An 18279-nucleotide genomic window follows, 5' to 3' on the forward strand; every position below is an offset into this window, starting at 1 on the left:
CTCCAGTGTGACCGAAAACGACCTCGAACGCGAGCACCCCCGACCCACAACCACCAACTTTTTCGGCAGCCACCTAGAAGAGGGGTTCTTCGACGTACTCTTCCAGACCGGCCACCCACCCGGTGGGTAGTCCCCAGTGCCGCCCGCCTTGAACGATCAAACTCATGTAGTCCCGGGAGGGCCGGCGGTCGTTGGCAACTTCGGTGGCATGGGCATGAGTTACCACCGTATGACGGCGACCTTCCCGATCCACGGCTTTGAAGTCCAGGGTCTGAATGCGGCCTTCTGCGGTCTCAGCCGCGTCAATTGCTTCGAGTGCGCCGTTGGCAAGCTCGAACACGGCGCCCCAAACGGTGTTGCCTGCTTCGGCTCTCACGGAGGGCAGAGATCCCTCCCACTTCCCGTTGGCGAGAGGAAAGATCAGCTTCGTCTCGGGAAGGTGGGCGATGAACTTGAACTCGGCGTCCGCGGTAACGGACTCCAGGCGCTCGGGTGCAATGAGCGCCGTATACGCGAAGTACAGGGTGCTCAGTTTGGACCTCCTCGTCTGATCTCTTCGGCCGGAACATTGTAGTGATCCCGACCAGGTTCCAGGTTGTCGGGAACAATCTGCATCGGTCGACGTGTTGACGGAGTGTATGAGGACCCAGTTTCGGAACGTCAGCGTCATTGCCGCCTTCGGTTTGGTCGTGGTCGCCTGCGGTGCCGGATCCGGCGATTCGACGGTCACCTCGACGACGGCGAGGGCCCCCGTCACCACCGCAACCTCGCAAGACACAACGGTGTCTTCTGCCCAGGATTCAACATCTGTCTCAACTACCGGCGGCCCATCAGCCCTCGACGCCGCGCCCGACGGGCTGTCCGATGCAGGTTTTCCCGATCCGCTGATCGATACCGATCGCTTGATCCAGGGGCAGGTTCCCGACGGCATACCGGCCATCGACGAACCTCGCTTTGTCGACGTTGCGGCGGCGGACGAGTGGATGACCGACGCGGAAGCTCTGGTCGTTCTCGACATCAATGGTGACGTGCGTGCCTACCCCGTGCAGATTCTGATCTGGCACGAGATCGTCAACGACACCGTCGGCGACGTGCCGGTGGCCATCACGTACTGCCCGCTGTGCAATTCGGCCGTTACCTACGAGCGACGAATCGACGGCCGGTCGACGACCTTCGGCACCTCGGGTTTCCTGTTCAGTTCGGCACTAGTCATGTACGACCGTGACACGGAATCACTCTGGACCCATTTCGATGGAATAGCCGTCGCTGGGGTCCGAACGGGAGCCCGGCTCGAGGCCATTTCATCGCCATTGCTGGCGTGGGCGGACTTCAAGGTGGCGTACCCCGACGCCGCCGTCCTGGATGTCGAGCGGACCGGACACAACCGTCCCTACGGGTCCAACCCGTATGTCGGGTACGACGACATCGTGAGCTATCCGTTCTTGTTCGACGGGGACGTCGACGACCGTGCAGCGGCGCAGCAGCGAGTGGTCGGCGTCAACCTCGATGGTGTTGCCCGGGCCTGGACGCTGGAGGCGATAAGTGGTGATGGGCCAACTGCCACCCACGACTCGGTAGGTAACGCCCCGGTTGTCATTCTCTGGAAACCGGGCCAGTCGAGCGCTCTCGATGCATCAAGCATCGGCGGCGGTCGGGATGTCGGGAGTGTTGGCGTTTTCCGAACTGAGATCGACGGTCGGACACTCACACTGGAAGCCAAGGACGACGGTTTCCGGGATGTCGAGACGGGGACCACATGGGATGTTCTCGGTCGAGCCGTTGCCGGCCCGCTGGTCGGACAGAATCTGGAGCCAATCGCCCACCTCGACACCTTCTGGTTCGCCTGGTTGTCGTACAACCCGGCCACGGATTTCGTCGGTGGCTGACTTGATCTTCGTCGGGCGGTGCCGACAGGTACCGGATGCAGGCACAAGGCTCTGTCCGGCAGTTGCGATGGTCGCAGGCGGCCGCCTGCATTGACGCTGATCCGGGACTCTTCTTTCCTGGACCCACCCGGAGCGCCGCCCCTGCGCTCCAGGTCTGTGCACAGTGCGCGGTCGAGGAGCGCTGTCTTGAGTACGCCGTCGCAATGGGCGAGCCGTACGGAATCTGGGGAGGGATGACTGCATCCCGCCGCCGAAGACTGCTCAGCCGCGGAGCATGAGACGGTCGCAGGCGCAGTAGCCTCTTTGGGTACATCTAGTCAGAGGTAACCCATGAAGACGACAACGCCCGCGCCTCCCGACCCCCGTGATTTCCTCGCCATCGATGCACTGCTGTCCGACGAGGAGATCCTGTTGCGCGACACGGTGCGACGGTTCGTCGGTGACCGGATCTTGCCGGACGTCGGCGATTGGTTCGAAGCCGGTACGTTTCCATCTCGCCAGATGGCCAAGGAGATGGGTGCGCTCGGGCTATTCGGCATGCACCTCGAGGGATATGGCTGTGCAGGGACATCGGCAACGGAGTACGGCCTGGCGTGCCTGGAGCTGGAGGCCGGTGACAGCGGGGCGAGGAGTTTCGTGTCCGTGCAGGGCTCCCTGGCCATGTTTCCAATTTGGGCATACGGATCTGAAGAGCAGAAGCAAGAGTGGCTTCCCGGCATGGCCGCCGGCGAAACGATCGGCTGTTTTGGCCTGACCGAACCTGATTCGGGCAGCGATCCAGCCTCGATGCGGACTCGGGCACGTCGCGACGGCGACGACTGGGTTCTCAACGGGACAAAGATGTGGATCACGAACGGCAGCGTTGCCGACGTTGCCATTGTTTGGGCGCAGACCGACGACGGGGTGAGGGGATTCATCGTGCCCACCAATCGGGCCGGATTCTCGACGCAGGACATCCACAAGAAGGTCTCGCTGCGGGCATCGATCACGTCTGAACTGATCCTCGACGATGTGCGCTTGCCCGGCGACGCGGTTCTGCCGGGGGTCAAGGGGATGAAAGGGCCGCTGTCGTGCTTGAACGAGGCCCGCTTCGGGATTCTGTTCGGTGCCATGGGGGCGGCTCGGGCCTGCTACGAATCCGCGCTGGATTACTCGCTCGCACGAACCCAGTTCGACGTTCCGATCGCGTCGTTCCAACTGACCCAGAAGAAGCTCGCCGAGATGGCGGTGGCAGTGAACCGTGGCACGCTGCTGGCGCTCCACCTCGGACGAATGAAGGACTCCGGGACCCTCCGTCACGAGCACGTCAGCTTCGGCAAGTTCGATAATGTCCGGATGGCGCTCGATGTGGCCAGAACGGCGAGAGGCGTGCTTGGTGCCAACGGCATCACCCTCGAGTACCCGGTCATCCGGCACATGAACAACCTCGAGTCGGTGTACACCTATGAAGGAACGAACGAGATCCACACGCTCGTCATCGGCGGCGCCCTCACCGGGATTCAGGCGTTCAGAACCTAGCCGGTCCGGGGGGTCCCAAGGGCCGCCCGGGATACGTGTTTCAGCCCGACCGGCGCTGCTTTGCCGCCTGGGCGACCCGCTCTCCGTAGTCGGGGTCTGCTGCGCCGGTCCTACACTGTCCCTCTCCATGACTGCAGCACCGTTCTCCTGGCCCGATACGCTCGGTCGAATCACCGCCGGCGAAGACCTCGACCGAGTGACAGCCCATGCGGCAATGTCCGAGGTCATGCACGGTCGAGCAACTCAGGCCCAGATCAGTGCCTTCATCGTCTCGCTACGAATGAAGGGGGAATCTGCGGAGGAGATGACCGGGTTTGTCGAGGCGATGCGCGAAGTAGCCGTCACAGTGGATGTGGGCGTTCCGGTGGTCGACACCGTCGGGACGGGAGGTGATCGATCGGGCACTTTCAATATCTCGACAACAGCCGGTCTGATTGCGGCCGGAGCGGGAGTTTCCGTTGCCAAGCACGGCAATCGTTCTTCGTCGTCGCAGTGTGGTTCTGCCGACGTTCTCGAGGCTCTCGGAGTCCAGATCGATCTCGACCCCGAAGCCACGGCCACGCTGGTTCGCGAGGAGCGCTTCGGCTTCTTCTTTGCTCCGCTCTATCACCCCTCCATGCGCCATGCCGGTCCGGTTCGTAGGGAACTCGGCATCCCGACCGTATTCAATTTCCTCGGTCCGCTGGCGAATCCGGCCGGAGCAACACGCCAGGCCGTCGGAGTGTCCGACGCCCGCATGGCCGGGAAAATGATCGGAGTGCTCAACAACCTCGGGTCGGATTACGCGTTCGTGTTCTACGGCGAAGACGGTCTGGACGAGCTGACCACTACCGGACCTTCATTCATCTACCGGCTGCGAAACGGCGAGATCACCCATGCCGAGTTCACTCCAGAGGATTTCGGGGTCCCCCGGGCTAATCCCGCAGATCTACTCGGAGGCGACGCCGACCAAAACGCCAGGATCACCCGCGGAATTCTGGAGGGTGCGCCCGGACCGGCGCGCGACATCGCCCTAGTGAATGCTGCTCCGGCGATCGTGATCGCAGGCTTCGCGCAGGGTTTTGAAGAGGCGACCGCGGTCGCCGCCCAGTCGATCGATTCCGGCGCGGCCGTAGGAGTGCTCGATCGGGTGATCCGGCGTAGCCGGGAGTTGAAACGGTGAGCCGATCTCCGGCTACTTTGGGCGGCGATGCCTTCCATCCGGCGAGCGGACCGACCTGCGTGGATTGACGATCACATGGTGCACCTCTCGTCGGATGAACTCATCGGCGCTCTTCGGGATCAGGGACTCCGAGTTACGGCCGCACGGCGAGCCATTTGTCGGGTGCTGGCCGAGAGTCACGAGGATCACCTGTCCGCCGTCGATATCCGGAGCCGAGCTGCGCGCCGGGCCGGAATCGAGATCAATCAGTCGACGGTGTATCGCACACTCGACGTGTTCGAGGGCCTCGGCTGGCTGCACCACGTCCACCTTGGCCACGGACCCGGAATCATCCATGTCACCGAGCGGACCGATCATCACCATCTCGTCTGTGAATCGTGCGGGCTGTCCGTTGACGTTCCACTGGCGGAACTCGATCAGGTATTCGCAGTCGTGACCGAACGGCACGGCTTTGCCCCCACCTCAGTGCATTTCGCGCTGGTGGGCACGTGCAAGGCCTGTGCCGACTAAACGTGAGCCTGTTCTAAACTACGGAAATGCGCCTACTTGCCGCCCTCTTCGTGGTTCTTGCCCTTGTTCTGGCGGCCTGCGGCGGCGCGGCGACCACGACTACGATCGAGGCGGGCAATGCTCCCGCTCCCACCGATCCGGGTTCGACCGTCGCCGGCCCCGATGACTCCGTGACTCCCGACGATGGTGATGCTTCTACCCCGGCTGACACCGAAGCACCCCCTCCGATCGCTACCGACTTCGACGGCCCCGTTGCAGCAGATTTCACGATCGACCTCAATAAGACGGGAACCTTCACGCTGAGTGATGAGGCCCGTCCGGTGTACCTCGTGTTCTGGGCTGAGTGGTGATCGACCTGTCGACGGGAGTTGCCCGTCGTTGATGCGATTGCCAAGGAATACGGGGACGACATCGCCTTTGTGGCCATTGCCTGGAAAGGTACCTACGAAGACACCGCGGCGCAGGCCGCCAATCTCATGCAGTCCGGCATGATGGATTGGGCGCTGGACGACGACGCTGAGATCTTCAGCCTGTACGGGGTGCCGTATCAGCCGGTCTCGTTCCTGATCACCGGTGACGACAAGGTTTTCGACACGTGGCCGGGAGTTCGAGACGAAGCGGCCATCCGCCGGGCGCTGGATTCGCTGCTCGATCTCTGAGCGGCTTGAAGTTCTAGGTTTTGGGTTCTAGGTTCTACCGCGCCTGGCGGCTGTGGCTAGGTTCACGACATGAATCCCTCTCAGCACACTTCTCTGGATCCACTTCCGGAAGAGCAATGGGATCCGCGACTCGATTCCGTTTTGGATCGGCTTGGGACCGTTCTCAACGTGCATCGGGTCATGGCCCGTCACCCTGATCTCATGGAAGCCTGGACCCCGCTCCGGCAGCACATCGCCACGGCAGGGTCGCTCGCCCCTCGCCATCGAGAGCTGGTGATCCTTAGGATTGCGCACCGTTTCGGCGTTGAGTATGAGTGGCACCATCACGTCGCCAGGGGGCGGGTAGTCGGCCTGAGTGACGAAGAGATCGAAGCCGTTCGACTCGGCCCGGGCGGCGAATGGAGCGACGACGACGCAACGCTCCTCGGCGCCGTGGACGAACTCCTCGACTCGCACTCTCTCTCTGATGCGAGTCGGACGTCCCTTGAAACGGAGTTCTCTGTGGAGCAGATACTCGACCTCATTGTCACGATCGGGATGTACGTCACGCTGGCGATGCTCATCAACACGGCCGGGATCGAGATAGAGGACAACTAGCACTCGGGAGTCCCACTCAAACCTATACTGCAAGTGACTTGCAATAAGGTTGGTCCGACATGCACATTCCCGATGGGTTTATCAACGGTGTGACGTCGCTGGGGGCCGGTGTCGTTGCAGTGTCGGGACTGGGGGCCAGCCTTCGCCGGGCCGGGAAGGAGCTTCAGGATCGTCAGATCCCCCTGGCCGGGCTCATTGCGGCCTTTGTTTTCGTTCTCCAGATGCTCAACTTCCCCGTCGTCGCCGGGATGAGCGGACACCTCCTTGGAGGTGCGCTGGCGGCCATTCTCATCGGTCCCTGGATGGGGATGGTCGTCGTGTCGGTGGTCGTGATCGTTCAGGCGTTGCTGTTTGCAGATGGAGGGATTTCGGCGCTCGGGCTCAACATCGTCAACATGGGGCTTCTGACGGTGCTGAGCGGCTGGCTGGCGTACCGGTTACTCATGGCGGTGCTGCCGAAGAAGGCAGGCTCAGTTCTTCTGGCGGGGTCGTTGGCGGCATGGTTCTCAGTGGTGGTCTCCTCTCTTGGATTCGTGGGGGAGTACGCAATTGGCGGCGCTGGGGGCGCTCCGTTGTCGACGGTGCTGGCGGCGATGTCGGGGACCCATTCGCTCATCGGGATTGGTGAGGGCTTGATCACCGCCGGCGTGCTCGGCTCGGTCCTGGCAGTCCGGCCCGATCTCGTGCACGGAGCGCGGCTCTTCGGTATCCGGCACGCCGAAAACGCCGAGCTGAGCCGGCGGGCGGTCGGCGCCTTCATCGCAGGGGGAGTAGCCGTGGCGATCCTTCTGGTGACCGTGGTTGCGCCACGGGCTTCCAGCGATCCAGATGGTCTGGAACGAGTGGCCATCGATCAGGGATTTGCGGAAACAGCCACAGAACAACCGCTCGGTGACACGCCGCTTTCGGAGTACAGGCTGGTCGGCGTCGAAGATGAGCAGCTCGGCACCGTCGTAGCCGGGCTCATCGGCCTTGGGGTCACGTTCGTTGCCGGTGTCGGTCTCGTTCTGCTGGCGAGGCGAAGCCGGGGTCGTGTCGATAGCCGATGAGCGGGACGCACACCCACGCGCTCTTCGTTCATGGGCACAGTCACCTGCACCGACTTCCTGCCTCGACCAAACTCGGTGCACTCGGTCTCTTTGTGCTGGCCGTCGTCGTTACACCGCGGGAGGCGTTCTGGGCGTTCGGCGTTCATGCCGGGTTGATCCTGAGCGCCATGTGGTTGGCAGGGTTGAAACCTAGATTCGTGGCAAAACGCCTGGTCATAGAGGTCCCATTCGTGCTGTTTGCCGTGTTTCTCCCCTTTGTCGGCGGAGGCGACCAGTTGGACATCATGGGACTGTCGCTGTCCATCGAGGGCCTTTGGGCAGGCTGGAACATCGTTGCCAAGGGAACTCTCGGCCTGGCTGCATCCATCGTGTTGACCGCCACCACGACGGTCCCCGACCTCCTTTCCGGTCTCGAGCGGCTCCGGGTACCCCGGCTCATCACCTCGATCGCCGGGTTCATGGTGCGATACCTCGATGTCATCGCAGGGGAGATGCACCGGATGCGGCTGGCAATGCTGTCGCGCGGCCACGACCCGCGCTGGATCTGGCAAGCGAGGGCGTATGCGACCTCGGCCGGTGCCTTGTTCATTCGTTCGTATGAGCGAGGCGAGCGGGTCTACTACGCGATGACCGCCCGTGGGTTCGCCGGTCAAATTCCTACTTTCGACACCGAGCGTGCCACCGGGACCGACTGGCTGGGTGCCCTCCTCCTGCCTGCCGTCGCCTGGACTGCAACCCTGGTGGCGTTGTTCGCATGAGTGTCCCTGCGCTCGAAGTCGTCGACCTCAACTACCACTATCCAGATGGGACCGAGGTGCTCCGCAGTGTCGGGTTCCACATCCATCCGGGGGAGCGGGTTGCGTTGCTCGGCCCCAACGGAGCGGGCAAGACAACCCTGGTCTTTCATCTGAACGGCATCTTCCGGCCAGACTCAGGATCCGTGACGGTGGCCGGTTTGCCCCTCGATGACGAGCACGTCAAGGAAGTCAGGAGACGGGTCGGTATCGTCTTCCAGGACCCCGACGACCAACTCTTCATGCCGACCGTTCGCCAGGATGTCGCCTTCGGTCCGGCGAACTACGGAGTTGAAGGGGAGGAATTGCAGACCAGGGTGAATGATGCTCTCTCGGCAGTCGGAATGCTCGACGTGGCAGGTCGACCGCCTCATCATCTCAGCGTCGGTCAACGCCGTCGGGTGGCGGTTGCGACGGTGCTGGCCATGCAGCCGGAGATCGTGGTGCTGGACGAACCATCTTCGAATCTCGATCCCGCCTCCCGGCGAGAGCTCGCCAACATCCTCACCTCGCTGGACATCACCATGCTGATGGTGACGCACGACCTGCCCTACGCACTCGAGTTGTGCCCGCGCTCCCTGGTCATGAACGATGGCAGGATCATCGCGGACGGGTCGACCCGTCAGATCCTCTCCAACCGGGAGCTGATGAAGGCAAACCGACTCGAGCTTCCTCTCGGTTTCGACCCGAATTTCGCTCTCTGACTCCCTGCGGCACACTCCCTGAGTCCCGCCTGATCAGAAAAGGTTGTCTCCGCTTATGGGGGCAACTCGGCATCGTGGCAGCCCCTCCGATCTTCGGGTTGTTGCTCGACGTGACGGGGGGTTACGTCGTTCCGTGGCTGGTCGTCGGTGGGTTCCTGCTGTTGGTCGCAGTTCGCGTTGGTCGAGCGGCCCGACCTCATGAGGACATGTGACGTTTTGCCCTACCACCGACCGGGGCCCTGACATAATCTGCAGGAAGTCGAACAGGCGTCAGGCATGTGACCTTGTTGTGCTGATCACTCGATCCGATTCACATATCTGCTCGGCTATCCGTCTCAATCCTGGCGACTTCGCCTACAACGGAGGGATACGTGACAAAGATCGATGAGTTGATGGACAAGGCGCGCGACACGATGACGGTGAAGCGCGTGTACGGCGAACCCTATGTGAAAGATGGTGTGACCCTCATCCCGGCTGCGTCGGTGAAAGGAGGCGGCGGGGCTGGGGAGGGCGAAGGTGGAGAGAAGGCACCGGGTGCCGGCGGCGGGTTCGGGGTATCTGCGCGACCGGTGGGTGCCTATGTAATCCGGGGTGACGATGTGTCGTGGATTCCGGCAGCCGACACGACGCGGGTGATCATCGTCGGTGAGGTCGTAGGCGTTGTGGCACTTCTGGTCGTCCGTTCGATCTTTCGGGCGCGTCGCAAGCGTGCAAGGTCGTAGATGGCTCCCGTCGTCGAAGTCGATCACCTGTCGAAGAGCTACGGCAGCTTTGTTGCGATCGAGGATGTCAGTTTCTCCGTTGAAGAAGGTGAGATCTTCGGGATTCTCGGACCGAACGGAGCCGGGAAGACGACCACGGTTGAGTGCCTTCAGGGGCTTCGGAAGGCCGACGGTGGTGTGGTACGGGTTCTGGGTCACGACCCCCGGCACGAAGCATCACAGCTGCGGAGAAGGATTGGTTCGCAACTCCAGGAGTCGGCACTTCCCGACCGGATGAAGGTTTGGGAAGCGCTCGATTTGTTCTCGTCGCTCATTCCCCACGGACCGCCCTGGGAGGCGGTTCTGGAGCAATGGGACCTGTCGGAGAAGCGCGACGCGAAGTTCGGGAGTCTGTCGGGAGGCCAGCAGCAGCGCCTGTTCATAGCCTTGGCAGTGGTCAACGCTCCAGAGCTGGTGTTTCTGGATGAGATGACGACCGGCCTCGATCCAACCTCGCGTCGAGCGACCTGGGACCTCATCCGGCAGATCCGCGAGAACGGTTCGACCGTTGTACTCGTCACCCATTTCATGGACGAAGCTGAGAACCTATGTGATCGAATCGCCGTCGTAGACGACAAGCGCGTCGTAGCGTTGAACACTCCCGAGGGGCTCATCCAGGACTTTGCGGGCGATTCAGAGGTCACGTTCTCCACGGATGTCGATGATCTGAGCTACCTCTTGCGTTTGGAGGAGGTCGACCGAGTCGAAAAAAAAGGTCGACGGGCTACCGTCACCGGGAAGGGGGCGCTGCTGGCGAGGGTCGCCGCCGAGCTGGTCGGGAATGGGATTGTTCCGCCGGATCTCGAGGTCAAGCGAGCGAGCCTCGAGGATGTGTTCCTCACGATCACGGGCCAGGAACGCTGACGTGCAGACCCTGGTGAGAATGTCGTGGGTGGAGCTCAAGTTGTTCCTGCGCGAACCGTTGACGGTGATGTTCTCTCTTGCTTTGCCGCTGATCATCCTCTTTGTTCTCGGTGGAGTTTTCGGTAATGAGCCTTCTCAACCAGGAGAACAGCTCGTGTACCGGGGGGTCGGAGCGATTACCTATTACGTTCCCGCCTATCTAGCGCTTGTCGTTGCCTCAGTATGCGTAATCAGTATTCCCACTCACCTCGCCGGCAACAGGGAGCGGGGAGTCCTCAAACGATTCCATGCCTCCTCGGTCGGTGCCGCGGCCGTGGCAGGTGCCGAGCTGGCGGTGGCGTTCGTTGTTTCGGCGATCAGCGGTGTCCTGCTGCTCATTGCGGCGCAACTCGCCTACGACTTCGACCCTCCCGATTCGATACCGGGGGTTGTCGGCGTGTTCGCGCTGCTGGTAATCGGCTTTGCCACATTCGGCATATTCCTGGGGGCAGTTCTCCCGACCGCCCGGGCTGCACAGGCCGTCGGCATGCTGGTCTGGTTCGTCATGCTGTTTCTTGGGGGAGCGGGGCCTCCGCCGGAAGTCCTCACCGATGCAATGCGAACGGTCTCCGATTTCACTCCGCTTTGGCACGCCGTCAGGATGATGCACGATGTATGGCTGGGTCTGGATGCCGGCCTTGCATGGGCGATCTTCGGTGGGATCGCCGTGGTGAGTGCCGGGCTCGGCCTGCGGTTCTTCCGTTGGGAGTGACACTGCAAGCACGGTGTTTCACCATCCGGCCAATTGGATCGAATCCGCTACTCGTCTCCCGACAATTCCGTGAGGATCTCGTTGGTGTGCTGGCCGAGTGTCGGTGCCGGCCGTTTCGAGTTACCGGCTCTGAGTGGCCCCTGGACGACGCGATACTTGCCGTCCGACGTTTCGACCTCACCCACCATCCCGGTCTCCTTGACGTAGGGCATGGCGATTGCCTGGAGCACGGTATTGAGCGGTCCGTGGGGCACCCCGGAGACGCTCAGGCGCGCTAGCGCCTCTTCCGTCGAAAAGCGTGCCACGGCCGCCTCAACCGCTGCGTCTACCTCCTCCCGGGCGTCGGTGCGCTGCGGGTTCGTGCGGAAGCGGTCGTCTCCGGCGAGATGCTCGAGACCGATCGCATTGCAGAGGAGCGGCCAGAATTTGTCGCCGATGACCGCGATGACGACCCAGCCGTCGCGCGTGGCAAACGCGCGGTACGGCACGATGTTGTGGTGTCCGGATCCGACCGGTGCAGGATCAACTCCTGTTCCCATGGCCGACGTTGCCATGTAGGCCAGGAACGACATGGCCGAATCGAGTAGTGGGACCTCGACGTGGCGTCCCCGGCCGTCGCGCAGGCGCCCGGCATAGGCGGCGACTCCGCCGAGTGCCGCCCATAATCCGGCCGCCAGGTCGCTGATCGCTACGCCGGCCCGGACCGGTGCTCCACCTTCTTCGCCGGTGATGGACATGATGCCGCTCTCAGCCTGGGCGATGAGATCGAGTGATCCATCGGCGGCGCGGGAACTGTTTCTGGCATATCCCGAGATTGTCACGATTACGAGGCGTGGGTGGCGAGTCAGCAGGAGGTCGGGTTCGAGACCGAGTTTCTTGACTGCCGCAGGCCGGTAGTTCTCGAGCAAGATGTCGGCCGTCTCCAGTAGGGCATGGAGAGCCTCGGTTCCGGCTTCCGTGGTCAAGTCGAGCACGATGCCGCGCTTGCCGGTGTTGAGCGACGAGAAGTAGAGCGATCGGCCGTCGACGAACGGGCCGATACCACGGGCCATGTCACCTTCGGGAGGTTCGACCTTGATCACGTCGGCGCCCATCTCGGCGAGCACCTGGCCTGCGTATGGTCCGGCCAGGACCCTGGTCAGATCGATGACCCTGACCCCGTCGAGCAAGCCGCTCACTCGCCCACCACCAACCGGAGGACTTCAGTGGCGGGGAGACGAGGATCATCGAGGATTCCAATGAGACGATCGCCGGACAGCGACCGCAGCTTCCAATCCAGTTGCTCGACCGTCATCGGGTGAAGTGGCGATCCGAGTGCGGCGTCGATTTCAATCGAGTCGGAATCCCACTTCAGAACGGCAGACGACTCAGGCAGTTGCTCGTCGAGTTCCACCCTGATCCGGGTGGCGAGCGTGCGGGCGGCCTCGTCCACTCCGGCGAATGCCCTCACGTCCGGCGGGCCGTACAACCACCCGAAGGCGGTCGTGTAGGGAATGGAGAACTTGGCCTCCAGGCCTGTGGCGACGTCATCGAGGGGGGCAGCCTGCCGCGACCGGGGATGAACCACCACCGTGATCGAACCGGCTGAGTTGGCGTCTTGGGAGGCAGACGCCCGGATCGCTGCCTCGATCGCCGCGTGGGTCTGCAGGCAACACGGAAAGGCCTTGATCCAGTTCTCCTCGATGGCTGGATCATCAGGATCCGGTTCGGCCCATCGGGCGCCGTAGGCGGATTCATACCCGTCGCGAACGGCTTCGCTCGTGGTGGCGCCGTTGGCGGCGAACCCCGCCGCCTGAACACCCTGGGAGGCGGCCATTCCCACCTGGAGGCTCTTGCCGTCGGTGCCGAACGCAGTGCGTAGCCCTCCGGCGCCGAGCACGGCCAGGAGTTGGGCATTGGTCGTTTTTTCCGCGTCGAGGCCGAGAAGATGGGCGGCGGCCGTGGCCGCGCCGACTGTTCCTGTGATCGCGGTCGGGTGCCAGCCGCGCTCATACAGCATCGGGTGGCCGGCCCTGGCAAGTGCGGCCATTGCTTCGAAACCGGCGGCATAGGCGGCCAGCATCGAACCGACCGAGCTTCCGATATGCGCTCCGAGCACTAGTGCGGCAGGAGCGACCGGTGCACTGAGGTGGGAGAGTCCCGGGGCGTACGTGTCGTCGTAGTCGAGGACATGTCCCGCCACGCCCAGCCGGATCGTCCGCTCGAGTAGGGAGTCGTCGATCGGGGCCACCGCGTGGACGGCCGGTTCGTGTCGGCCGGCGAACGCGCACGCCATCCAGTCGAGGAACGCCTGCCGGTATCCGGGATGGTCGGTCATTTGTTCCTCGCGGCGGTCTCGAGCAGGCCCTTGCCGATCACCCGCAGTGCCAGAACCTCTTCGGTGCCCTCGAAGATCGACAACACCCGTGCGTCCACGAAGAGCCTGCTGATCGGGTACTCCTCGGCGTAACCGTACCCGCCGTGGAGTTGCATGGCGTCACGAGTGATCTCCTCAGCAGCCCGGGAGGCCAGCGCCTTGGCCATGGCTGCTTCGATCTGGCCCTCGCCTTCTGAGAGCAGCCTGGCCGCCTGGTAGGTGAACTGCCGGTTGGCCTGGATGCGGGCAGCCATCCGGGCGAGAGTATTGGCGGTCAGCTCGAATTCGAGAAGGGGGCGGCCGAAGACCCGTCGGGTTCTGCAATAGGCGAGCGCCTCATCGAAGGCGGCCTGCATTACTCCCAGCGCCCGGGCGGCCGTCTGAAGGCGTCCGGAGGCAAAGGCCCCCATCTGCAGGTAGAAGCCCCTTCCCAGCCCCGGCTCTCCGCCGATGAGCGCATCGAACGGCACCAGGTAGTCATCGAAAGTCAACTCGAAGCTGTGGAGTCCCCGATAGCCGATCGTGTCGATCGCCCGACCCCGCAGGGAGCCGCCGCCCGGTTGTTCGATGGCGAACTCGTGTCCGGCGAACGGAGGTTTCTCGACTACGAACAGCGAGAGGCCCCTGGCTCCAGCGGATGAATCTGGATTGGTTCTGGCCAGAAGCATCAGCAGTTCGGCGCGGCCGGCGAAGGTCGCCCACATCTTGGCCCCATTGAGGACGAACTGATCGCCGTCCGGCCGGGCGGACATTCGCAAGGAGGCGACGTCGGAGCCGATATCCGGCTCGGTGACCGACACCGCCACCATCTGGGTTCCGGCGGCAATCCGCGGTAGCCAGGTCATCTTCTGCCCGTCGGTCCCACCTTCGAGCAGCGCAGATACCAGGATCTCGGGCCTGGTGAGCAGCGACCCTGCCATCAGCGATCCCCGGGAGAGTTCTTCGGTGGCCACAGCCATCGAGAGCAGCCCGGGTGCGTCCGGAACCTGAAAGCCCCCGTGGTCGGTGGGAATCGACATGCCGAACGCGCCCATTGCCGCCATGCCATTGATCAACTCCTCAGGTACGTCGAGATTGTGGCGGTGCACGCCTTCGGCGTGGGGAGCCACTTGTTCACGCGTGAATCGTTTGAAGGTCTCGGCCACCAGGGCAATGTCCTCGTCGAGGTGTTGGGGTCCGGTATTCGATTCCTCAAAGGAGGCGTTGAGCTTTCCGATGACGCCGGGATCAGATCCGGCCACGAGCACACGGTCGCATGGCTCGCCGCGCAGGTCATCGTCGATCCCGAGGTCCATGCGTCGCCCGTCGACCCTCGCCCGGGCCGAGCGAAGCAGATCGGCCACTGCGATACGCCCGATCTCTAACTCGGACTCTCCGTATTCGGAGTAGTCGATCATCACTCTGCTCATCGCGGTCTCGGCCGCCAGGAAGGCGAGGTGGTAAACGGCTTCCTGATGTTGATCCAGCATCTCCGTCGAGATCCTGCCGTCGCGACGCGTCACCGAGGCAAGGTGAGCGGCCGCTGAGTCGACCAGGTCCTGCATCCGTTCGACGGTCCGGCGGGCGTCCTCCTGCCAGCTCATTCGGCGGTGTCCGTGCGGGACTTGTCCAACACCCGGCGAGCCAGTCGTACGACCGCTTCGTCAACCATGTGTCCTTCGTCATCGGTGACGGCCCCCCGACCTTCGGCGAGTGCCGCGTCGTACAAAGCAACCAGCTTGCGGGCTCTAGCCACGGCACCCGGTGTAACGCCGAAGACCTCGTTGTAAACGGGAACCTGGACGGGGTGGATGGCGGGCCGGCTCCCGAAGCCGAGGGAGGCAAGCTCCTGTGCCTCGTTTCGCAGTGTTTCCAGGTTCGTGAAGTTGGGGGAAACCGGGCCGAGCGGCGCCTCCAGCCCCAGTGCCGCGGAAGCGACCACAACCTGCATGCGAAGCGGCAGCAACGCCGCCGAATTGGCGGGGTCGATGCCGAGTTCGGCGCTCAAATCGAGTTCGCCGATCATCAACTGACTGACCCTCCGGGCGGCACCGAGCTCGCCGACTCCGAGCATCCCCGCCGCCGTCTCAATGATGGGCAGCAGCCGGATCGAGCCAGCGGGCAGCCCCTTGGCGATTTCAGCGTCATCAAGGAGATTGGCGGCGTGTTCGAGTTCCGTGCGAGTGGAAACCTTGGGGATCATCACACCGGTCACACGGGCGTTGGGCACCGCCAGGATCTCCGCCCCGAATGAATCGCCCGGGTGATTGAGACGAACCCAGATATCCGGGACGGGACCGGCGAGGCCGGCCAGCCAGGAGCTAACCGTTTCTCGTGCCTGTTGCTTCGCCGACGGCGCCACCGCATCCTCGAGATCGATTATCAACGCGTCGGCGCCACGTTTGGTGGCCTTGGCGAGCATGTCGGGCCGATCACCCGGGACGAACAGGAAGCTTCGAGCTGCCACGATTCGGGGTCCCTCTCCTTCGTTCATTTCGATGTGCCTTCTTTGTAGCACCTCGAGATCAGGCCGGTCGAGCTGCCCTCGATACAATCCACCACAGTCCGGGAGAGGAGCGTCGGTGGACTCAGGTCTATTGAGCGGCATGCGAGTCGTTGAAGGGGCGGCCTTTGTGGCCGGGCCGCTCGGCGGTATGACCCTTGCTCAGTTGGGAGCCGACGTCATTCGATTCGACCCGATCGGCGGAGGGCTCGACTACCGACGCTGGCCGGTCACCGCAGATGGCAACAGCCTGTACTGGGCAGGGCTCAACAAAGGCAAGCGGTCGATAGCCCTTGATCTCCGGTCGGAAGAAGGCCGGGAGCTGGCCGTGGCCCTCATCACTGCACCGGGTCCGGACGCCGGGATCTTTTTGACCAACTATCCGGCGGGTGGCTGGATCGACTACGAACACCTGGTGACGCTCCGTCCTGATCTCATCATGTGCCACATTCTCGGCAATTCCGATGGGTCCACCGCGGTCGACTACACGGTCAACGCCGCGGTTGGTTACCCGGCGATCACGGGACCACAGGAGTTGGACGGGGTGGTCAACTCAGTCCTTCCTGCCTGGGATCTCATCACGGGAACGACCGCGACTACCGGGATCCTGGCGGCAGAGCGGCACCGTTATCGCACAGGAGAAGGCCGACTGTTGAAGCTCCCGCTATTCGACGTTGCCCTGGCAACAATCGGTCATCTTGGCCAAATTGGTGAGGTTCAGGTGAACGGCGAGGATCGTGCGAGGTACGGCAACTACCTATTCGGCGCCTTCGGCCGTGACTTCGTGACCGCCGACGGCCGTCGGGTGATGGTGGTGGCGATCACCCCCAGACAGTTCCTCGGCATGATCGAAGCGGCCGGCCTCGAGACGGAGATGGCAGCGATCGAAGCGGATCTGGGTCTTGAACTGAGGAGCGATGGAGATCTCTTCACTGCAAGAGAGGCCATCGCCGGAATCCTCGAGGTCTGGATAGCGACGCAATCTCTGGCCGAGCTGGCCGCGATATTCGACGCTCACCGGGTGCTGTGGGGCCCATATCAGACGATGCGGGAGCTACTCGAGAACGACTCCCGTGCGTCGACCGACAATCCAATGCTCCACGAGGTTGACCAACCTGGTATCGGTCAATACCTGATGCCGGGATCCCCCATCGACACCGGCCCCGATCGCTTGCCTCCCCAGCCGGCTCCGCGGCTCGGGCAGCACACCGATGAGATCTTGAGTGAAATCCTCGAGCTGAGCGGGTCGGAGATTGGACGACTCCACGACACGAAGGTGGTGGCAAGTGCCTGAACTCGACGATTGGATCGGCCGGAGTGAGGTGAAGGAGGATCTCATCACTGCCTGGCCGGTTGAGGCGCTGCGGGCAACCTTCGATCTTCCCGACCAGCCGTTGGTTCCGGGTGATCCCATTCCGCCGATGTGGCACTGGTTGTTCTTCCTTTCGACGACCCGGCGGTCAGAGTTGGGTCCCGATGGTCACGCGGAGCGCGGTGGGTTTCTCCCGCCCGTCGAACTGCCGCGCAGGATGTTCGCAGGGGGTCGCACCGAGTTTCTGGCACCTCTGCGAATCGGTCAAACGGCTCGCCGGACCGGCACGATTACCGGCATCCAGACGAAGGAAGGGCGCAGCGGTCGCCTGGTGTTCGTCACCGCCCGCTTCGAGGTGGTGACGGATGACGGCCCGGCCATCGTTGAGGAGCAGGATCTGGTCTACCGAGAAGCCGCCACAGGGAGCCAGGCTCCTGCCCCGGGAGTTGATCCGATTCCCGATGCGGCCTGGATGCAAACCATCTCGCCAGACCCCACCATGTTGTTCAGGTTTTCGGCGCTCACGTTCAATGGTCATCGCATCCACTACGACGATCCATACGTGACCGAGTTCGAGGGGTATCCGGGTTTGATCGTGCACGGGCCGATGACTGCCCTGTGGCTGCTCGGTCTCAGCGTTGCCAACGACCATCGACCGATATCCCGCTTCTCCTTCCGTGGACGGTCGCCGCTGTTCTGCGACGGCCCTGTGAGTCTGCGCGGTGGCCTCACCAAAGACGGAGCCGCCGAGCTGGCTGCATGGTCCCACGACAACCGCCTGGCTATGACCGCCGAAGTGGAGTTCGGGTAGCAGGAAAGGAGGGTCTGGGTTGGTGGCTCTGAGTAGCGGCAGAGCCTGACCGGAGCGTGGGGG

General features: G+C 63.1%; 21 protein-coding genes. 16 read left to right on the forward strand and 5 right to left on the reverse strand.

Going from position 1 to position 18279, the window contains the following annotated elements; translation table 11 throughout:
- Positions 1 to 73: 73 nt before the first annotated feature.
- Positions 74 to 757, reverse strand: coding sequence for a gamma-glutamylcyclotransferase (locus P1T08_10080; protein MDF1596425.1), 684 nt, complete (start codon positions 755 to 757; stop codon positions 74 to 76).
- A gap of 25 nt (positions 758 to 782) precedes the next feature.
- Between P1T08_10080 and P1T08_10085 the strand changes: the two genes are divergently transcribed.
- The 14 genes from P1T08_10085 to P1T08_10150 all read left to right on the forward strand — a co-directional run bounded on the left by P1T08_10085 (position 783) and on the right by P1T08_10150 (position 11255).
- The gene (locus P1T08_10085; GenBank protein MDF1596426.1) at positions 783 to 1886 is read left to right on the forward strand and encodes a DUF3179 domain-containing protein; all 1104 of its coding nucleotides are present in this window, start codon (positions 783 to 785) and stop codon (positions 1884 to 1886) included.
- A gap of 330 nt (positions 1887 to 2216) precedes the next feature.
- Entirely contained in the window at positions 2217 to 3404 is a 1188-nt protein-coding gene (locus tag P1T08_10090; GenBank protein ID MDF1596427.1) for an acyl-CoA dehydrogenase family protein, read from the forward strand.
- 127 nt (positions 3405 to 3531) lie between these two features.
- Positions 3532 to 4566: an anthranilate phosphoribosyltransferase gene (gene trpD / locus P1T08_10095; GenBank protein ID MDF1596428.1), complete on the forward strand. Its 1035-nt coding sequence runs from the start codon at positions 3532 to 3534 to the stop codon at positions 4564 to 4566.
- Positions 4567 to 4593: 27 nt separating this feature from the next.
- On the forward strand, positions 4594 to 5076 hold the full coding sequence (locus tag P1T08_10100; GenBank protein MDF1596429.1) for a Fur family transcriptional regulator: 483 nt from the start codon (positions 4594 to 4596) through the stop codon (positions 5074 to 5076).
- Between the two features lie 26 nt (positions 5077 to 5102).
- A complete protein-coding gene (locus P1T08_10105; GenBank protein MDF1596430.1) occupies positions 5103 to 5426 on the forward strand; it encodes a hypothetical protein in 324 nt (107 codons plus the stop codon).
- 18 nt (positions 5427 to 5444) lie between these two features.
- A complete protein-coding gene (locus P1T08_10110) occupies positions 5445 to 5735 on the forward strand; it encodes a hypothetical protein (GenBank protein ID MDF1596431.1) in 291 nt (96 codons plus the stop codon).
- Between the two features lie 69 nt (positions 5736 to 5804).
- Positions 5805 to 6332, forward strand: coding sequence for a carboxymuconolactone decarboxylase family protein (locus P1T08_10115; GenBank protein MDF1596432.1), 528 nt, complete (start codon positions 5805 to 5807; stop codon positions 6330 to 6332).
- A gap of 59 nt (positions 6333 to 6391) precedes the next feature.
- Positions 6392 to 7381 (forward strand): energy-coupling factor ABC transporter permease, encoded by a 990-nt coding sequence (locus P1T08_10120; protein ID MDF1596433.1) that lies wholly within the window; start codon positions 6392 to 6394, stop codon positions 7379 to 7381.
- Positions 7378 to 8139 carry a cobalt ECF transporter T component CbiQ gene (gene cbiQ / locus P1T08_10125; protein MDF1596434.1) on the forward strand — a complete coding sequence of 254 codons (762 nt, stop codon included), beginning with the start codon at positions 7378 to 7380 and terminating at the stop codon, positions 8137 to 8139. Before P1T08_10120 ends, cbiQ begins: the two co-directional genes overlap by 4 nt.
- Positions 8136 to 8879, forward strand: coding sequence for an ABC transporter ATP-binding protein (locus P1T08_10130; GenBank protein ID MDF1596435.1), 744 nt, complete (start codon positions 8136 to 8138; stop codon positions 8877 to 8879). The genes cbiQ and P1T08_10130 overlap by 4 nt, the downstream gene beginning before the upstream one ends.
- Before the next feature lie 74 nt (positions 8880 to 8953).
- Complete coding sequence (locus tag P1T08_10135) at positions 8954 to 9091, forward strand: hypothetical protein (protein ID MDF1596436.1); 138 nt, start codon at positions 8954 to 8956, stop codon at positions 9089 to 9091.
- Between the two features lie 159 nt (positions 9092 to 9250).
- Positions 9251 to 9601 carry a spore germination protein GerW family protein gene (locus tag P1T08_10140; GenBank protein MDF1596437.1) on the forward strand — a complete coding sequence of 117 codons (351 nt, stop codon included), beginning with the start codon at positions 9251 to 9253 and terminating at the stop codon, positions 9599 to 9601.
- Entirely contained in the window at positions 9602 to 10504 is a 903-nt protein-coding gene (locus P1T08_10145) for an ABC transporter ATP-binding protein (protein MDF1596438.1), read from the forward strand. It abuts the gene before it with no gap.
- 19 nt (positions 10505 to 10523) lie between these two features.
- Positions 10524 to 11255, forward strand: coding sequence for an ABC transporter permease (locus P1T08_10150; protein MDF1596439.1), 732 nt, complete (start codon positions 10524 to 10526; stop codon positions 11253 to 11255).
- A gap of 47 nt (positions 11256 to 11302) precedes the next feature.
- On the opposite strand, the gene P1T08_10155 is transcribed toward P1T08_10150, so the two are convergent.
- From P1T08_10155 to P1T08_10170, 4 genes are read right to left on the reverse strand one after another with little or no spacing between them, the layout of a single operon-like run.
- A complete protein-coding gene (locus P1T08_10155) occupies positions 11303 to 12433 on the reverse strand; it encodes a CoA transferase (GenBank protein ID MDF1596440.1) in 1131 nt (376 codons plus the stop codon).
- Positions 12430 to 13572, reverse strand: coding sequence for an MmgE/PrpD family protein (locus P1T08_10160; GenBank protein MDF1596441.1), 1143 nt, complete (start codon positions 13570 to 13572; stop codon positions 12430 to 12432). The genes P1T08_10155 and P1T08_10160 overlap by 4 nt, the downstream gene beginning before the upstream one ends.
- The gene (locus P1T08_10165) at positions 13569 to 15194 is read right to left on the reverse strand and encodes an acyl-CoA dehydrogenase family protein (GenBank protein MDF1596442.1); all 1626 of its coding nucleotides are present in this window, start codon (positions 15192 to 15194) and stop codon (positions 13569 to 13571) included. Before P1T08_10165 ends, P1T08_10160 begins: the two co-directional genes overlap by 4 nt.
- Complete coding sequence (locus P1T08_10170) at positions 15191 to 16057, reverse strand: CoA ester lyase (protein ID MDF1596443.1); 867 nt, start codon at positions 16055 to 16057, stop codon at positions 15191 to 15193. Before P1T08_10170 ends, P1T08_10165 begins: the two co-directional genes overlap by 4 nt.
- A gap of 115 nt (positions 16058 to 16172) precedes the next feature.
- Between P1T08_10170 and P1T08_10175 the strand changes: the two genes are divergently transcribed.
- Positions 16173 to 17387, forward strand: a complete 1215-nt coding sequence (locus P1T08_10175; GenBank protein MDF1596444.1) for a CoA transferase — start codon at positions 16173 to 16175, stop codon at positions 17385 to 17387.
- Positions 17380 to 18216 carry a MaoC family dehydratase N-terminal domain-containing protein gene (locus tag P1T08_10180; protein MDF1596445.1) on the forward strand — a complete coding sequence of 279 codons (837 nt, stop codon included), beginning with the start codon at positions 17380 to 17382 and terminating at the stop codon, positions 18214 to 18216. Before P1T08_10175 ends, P1T08_10180 begins: the two co-directional genes overlap by 8 nt.
- Positions 18217 to 18279: the final 63 nt, after the last annotated feature.

This window comes from Acidimicrobiia bacterium, assembly GCA_029210695.1.
Lineage (GTDB): Bacteria > Actinomycetota > Acidimicrobiia > Spongiisociales > JAHEDJ01 > JAHEDJ01.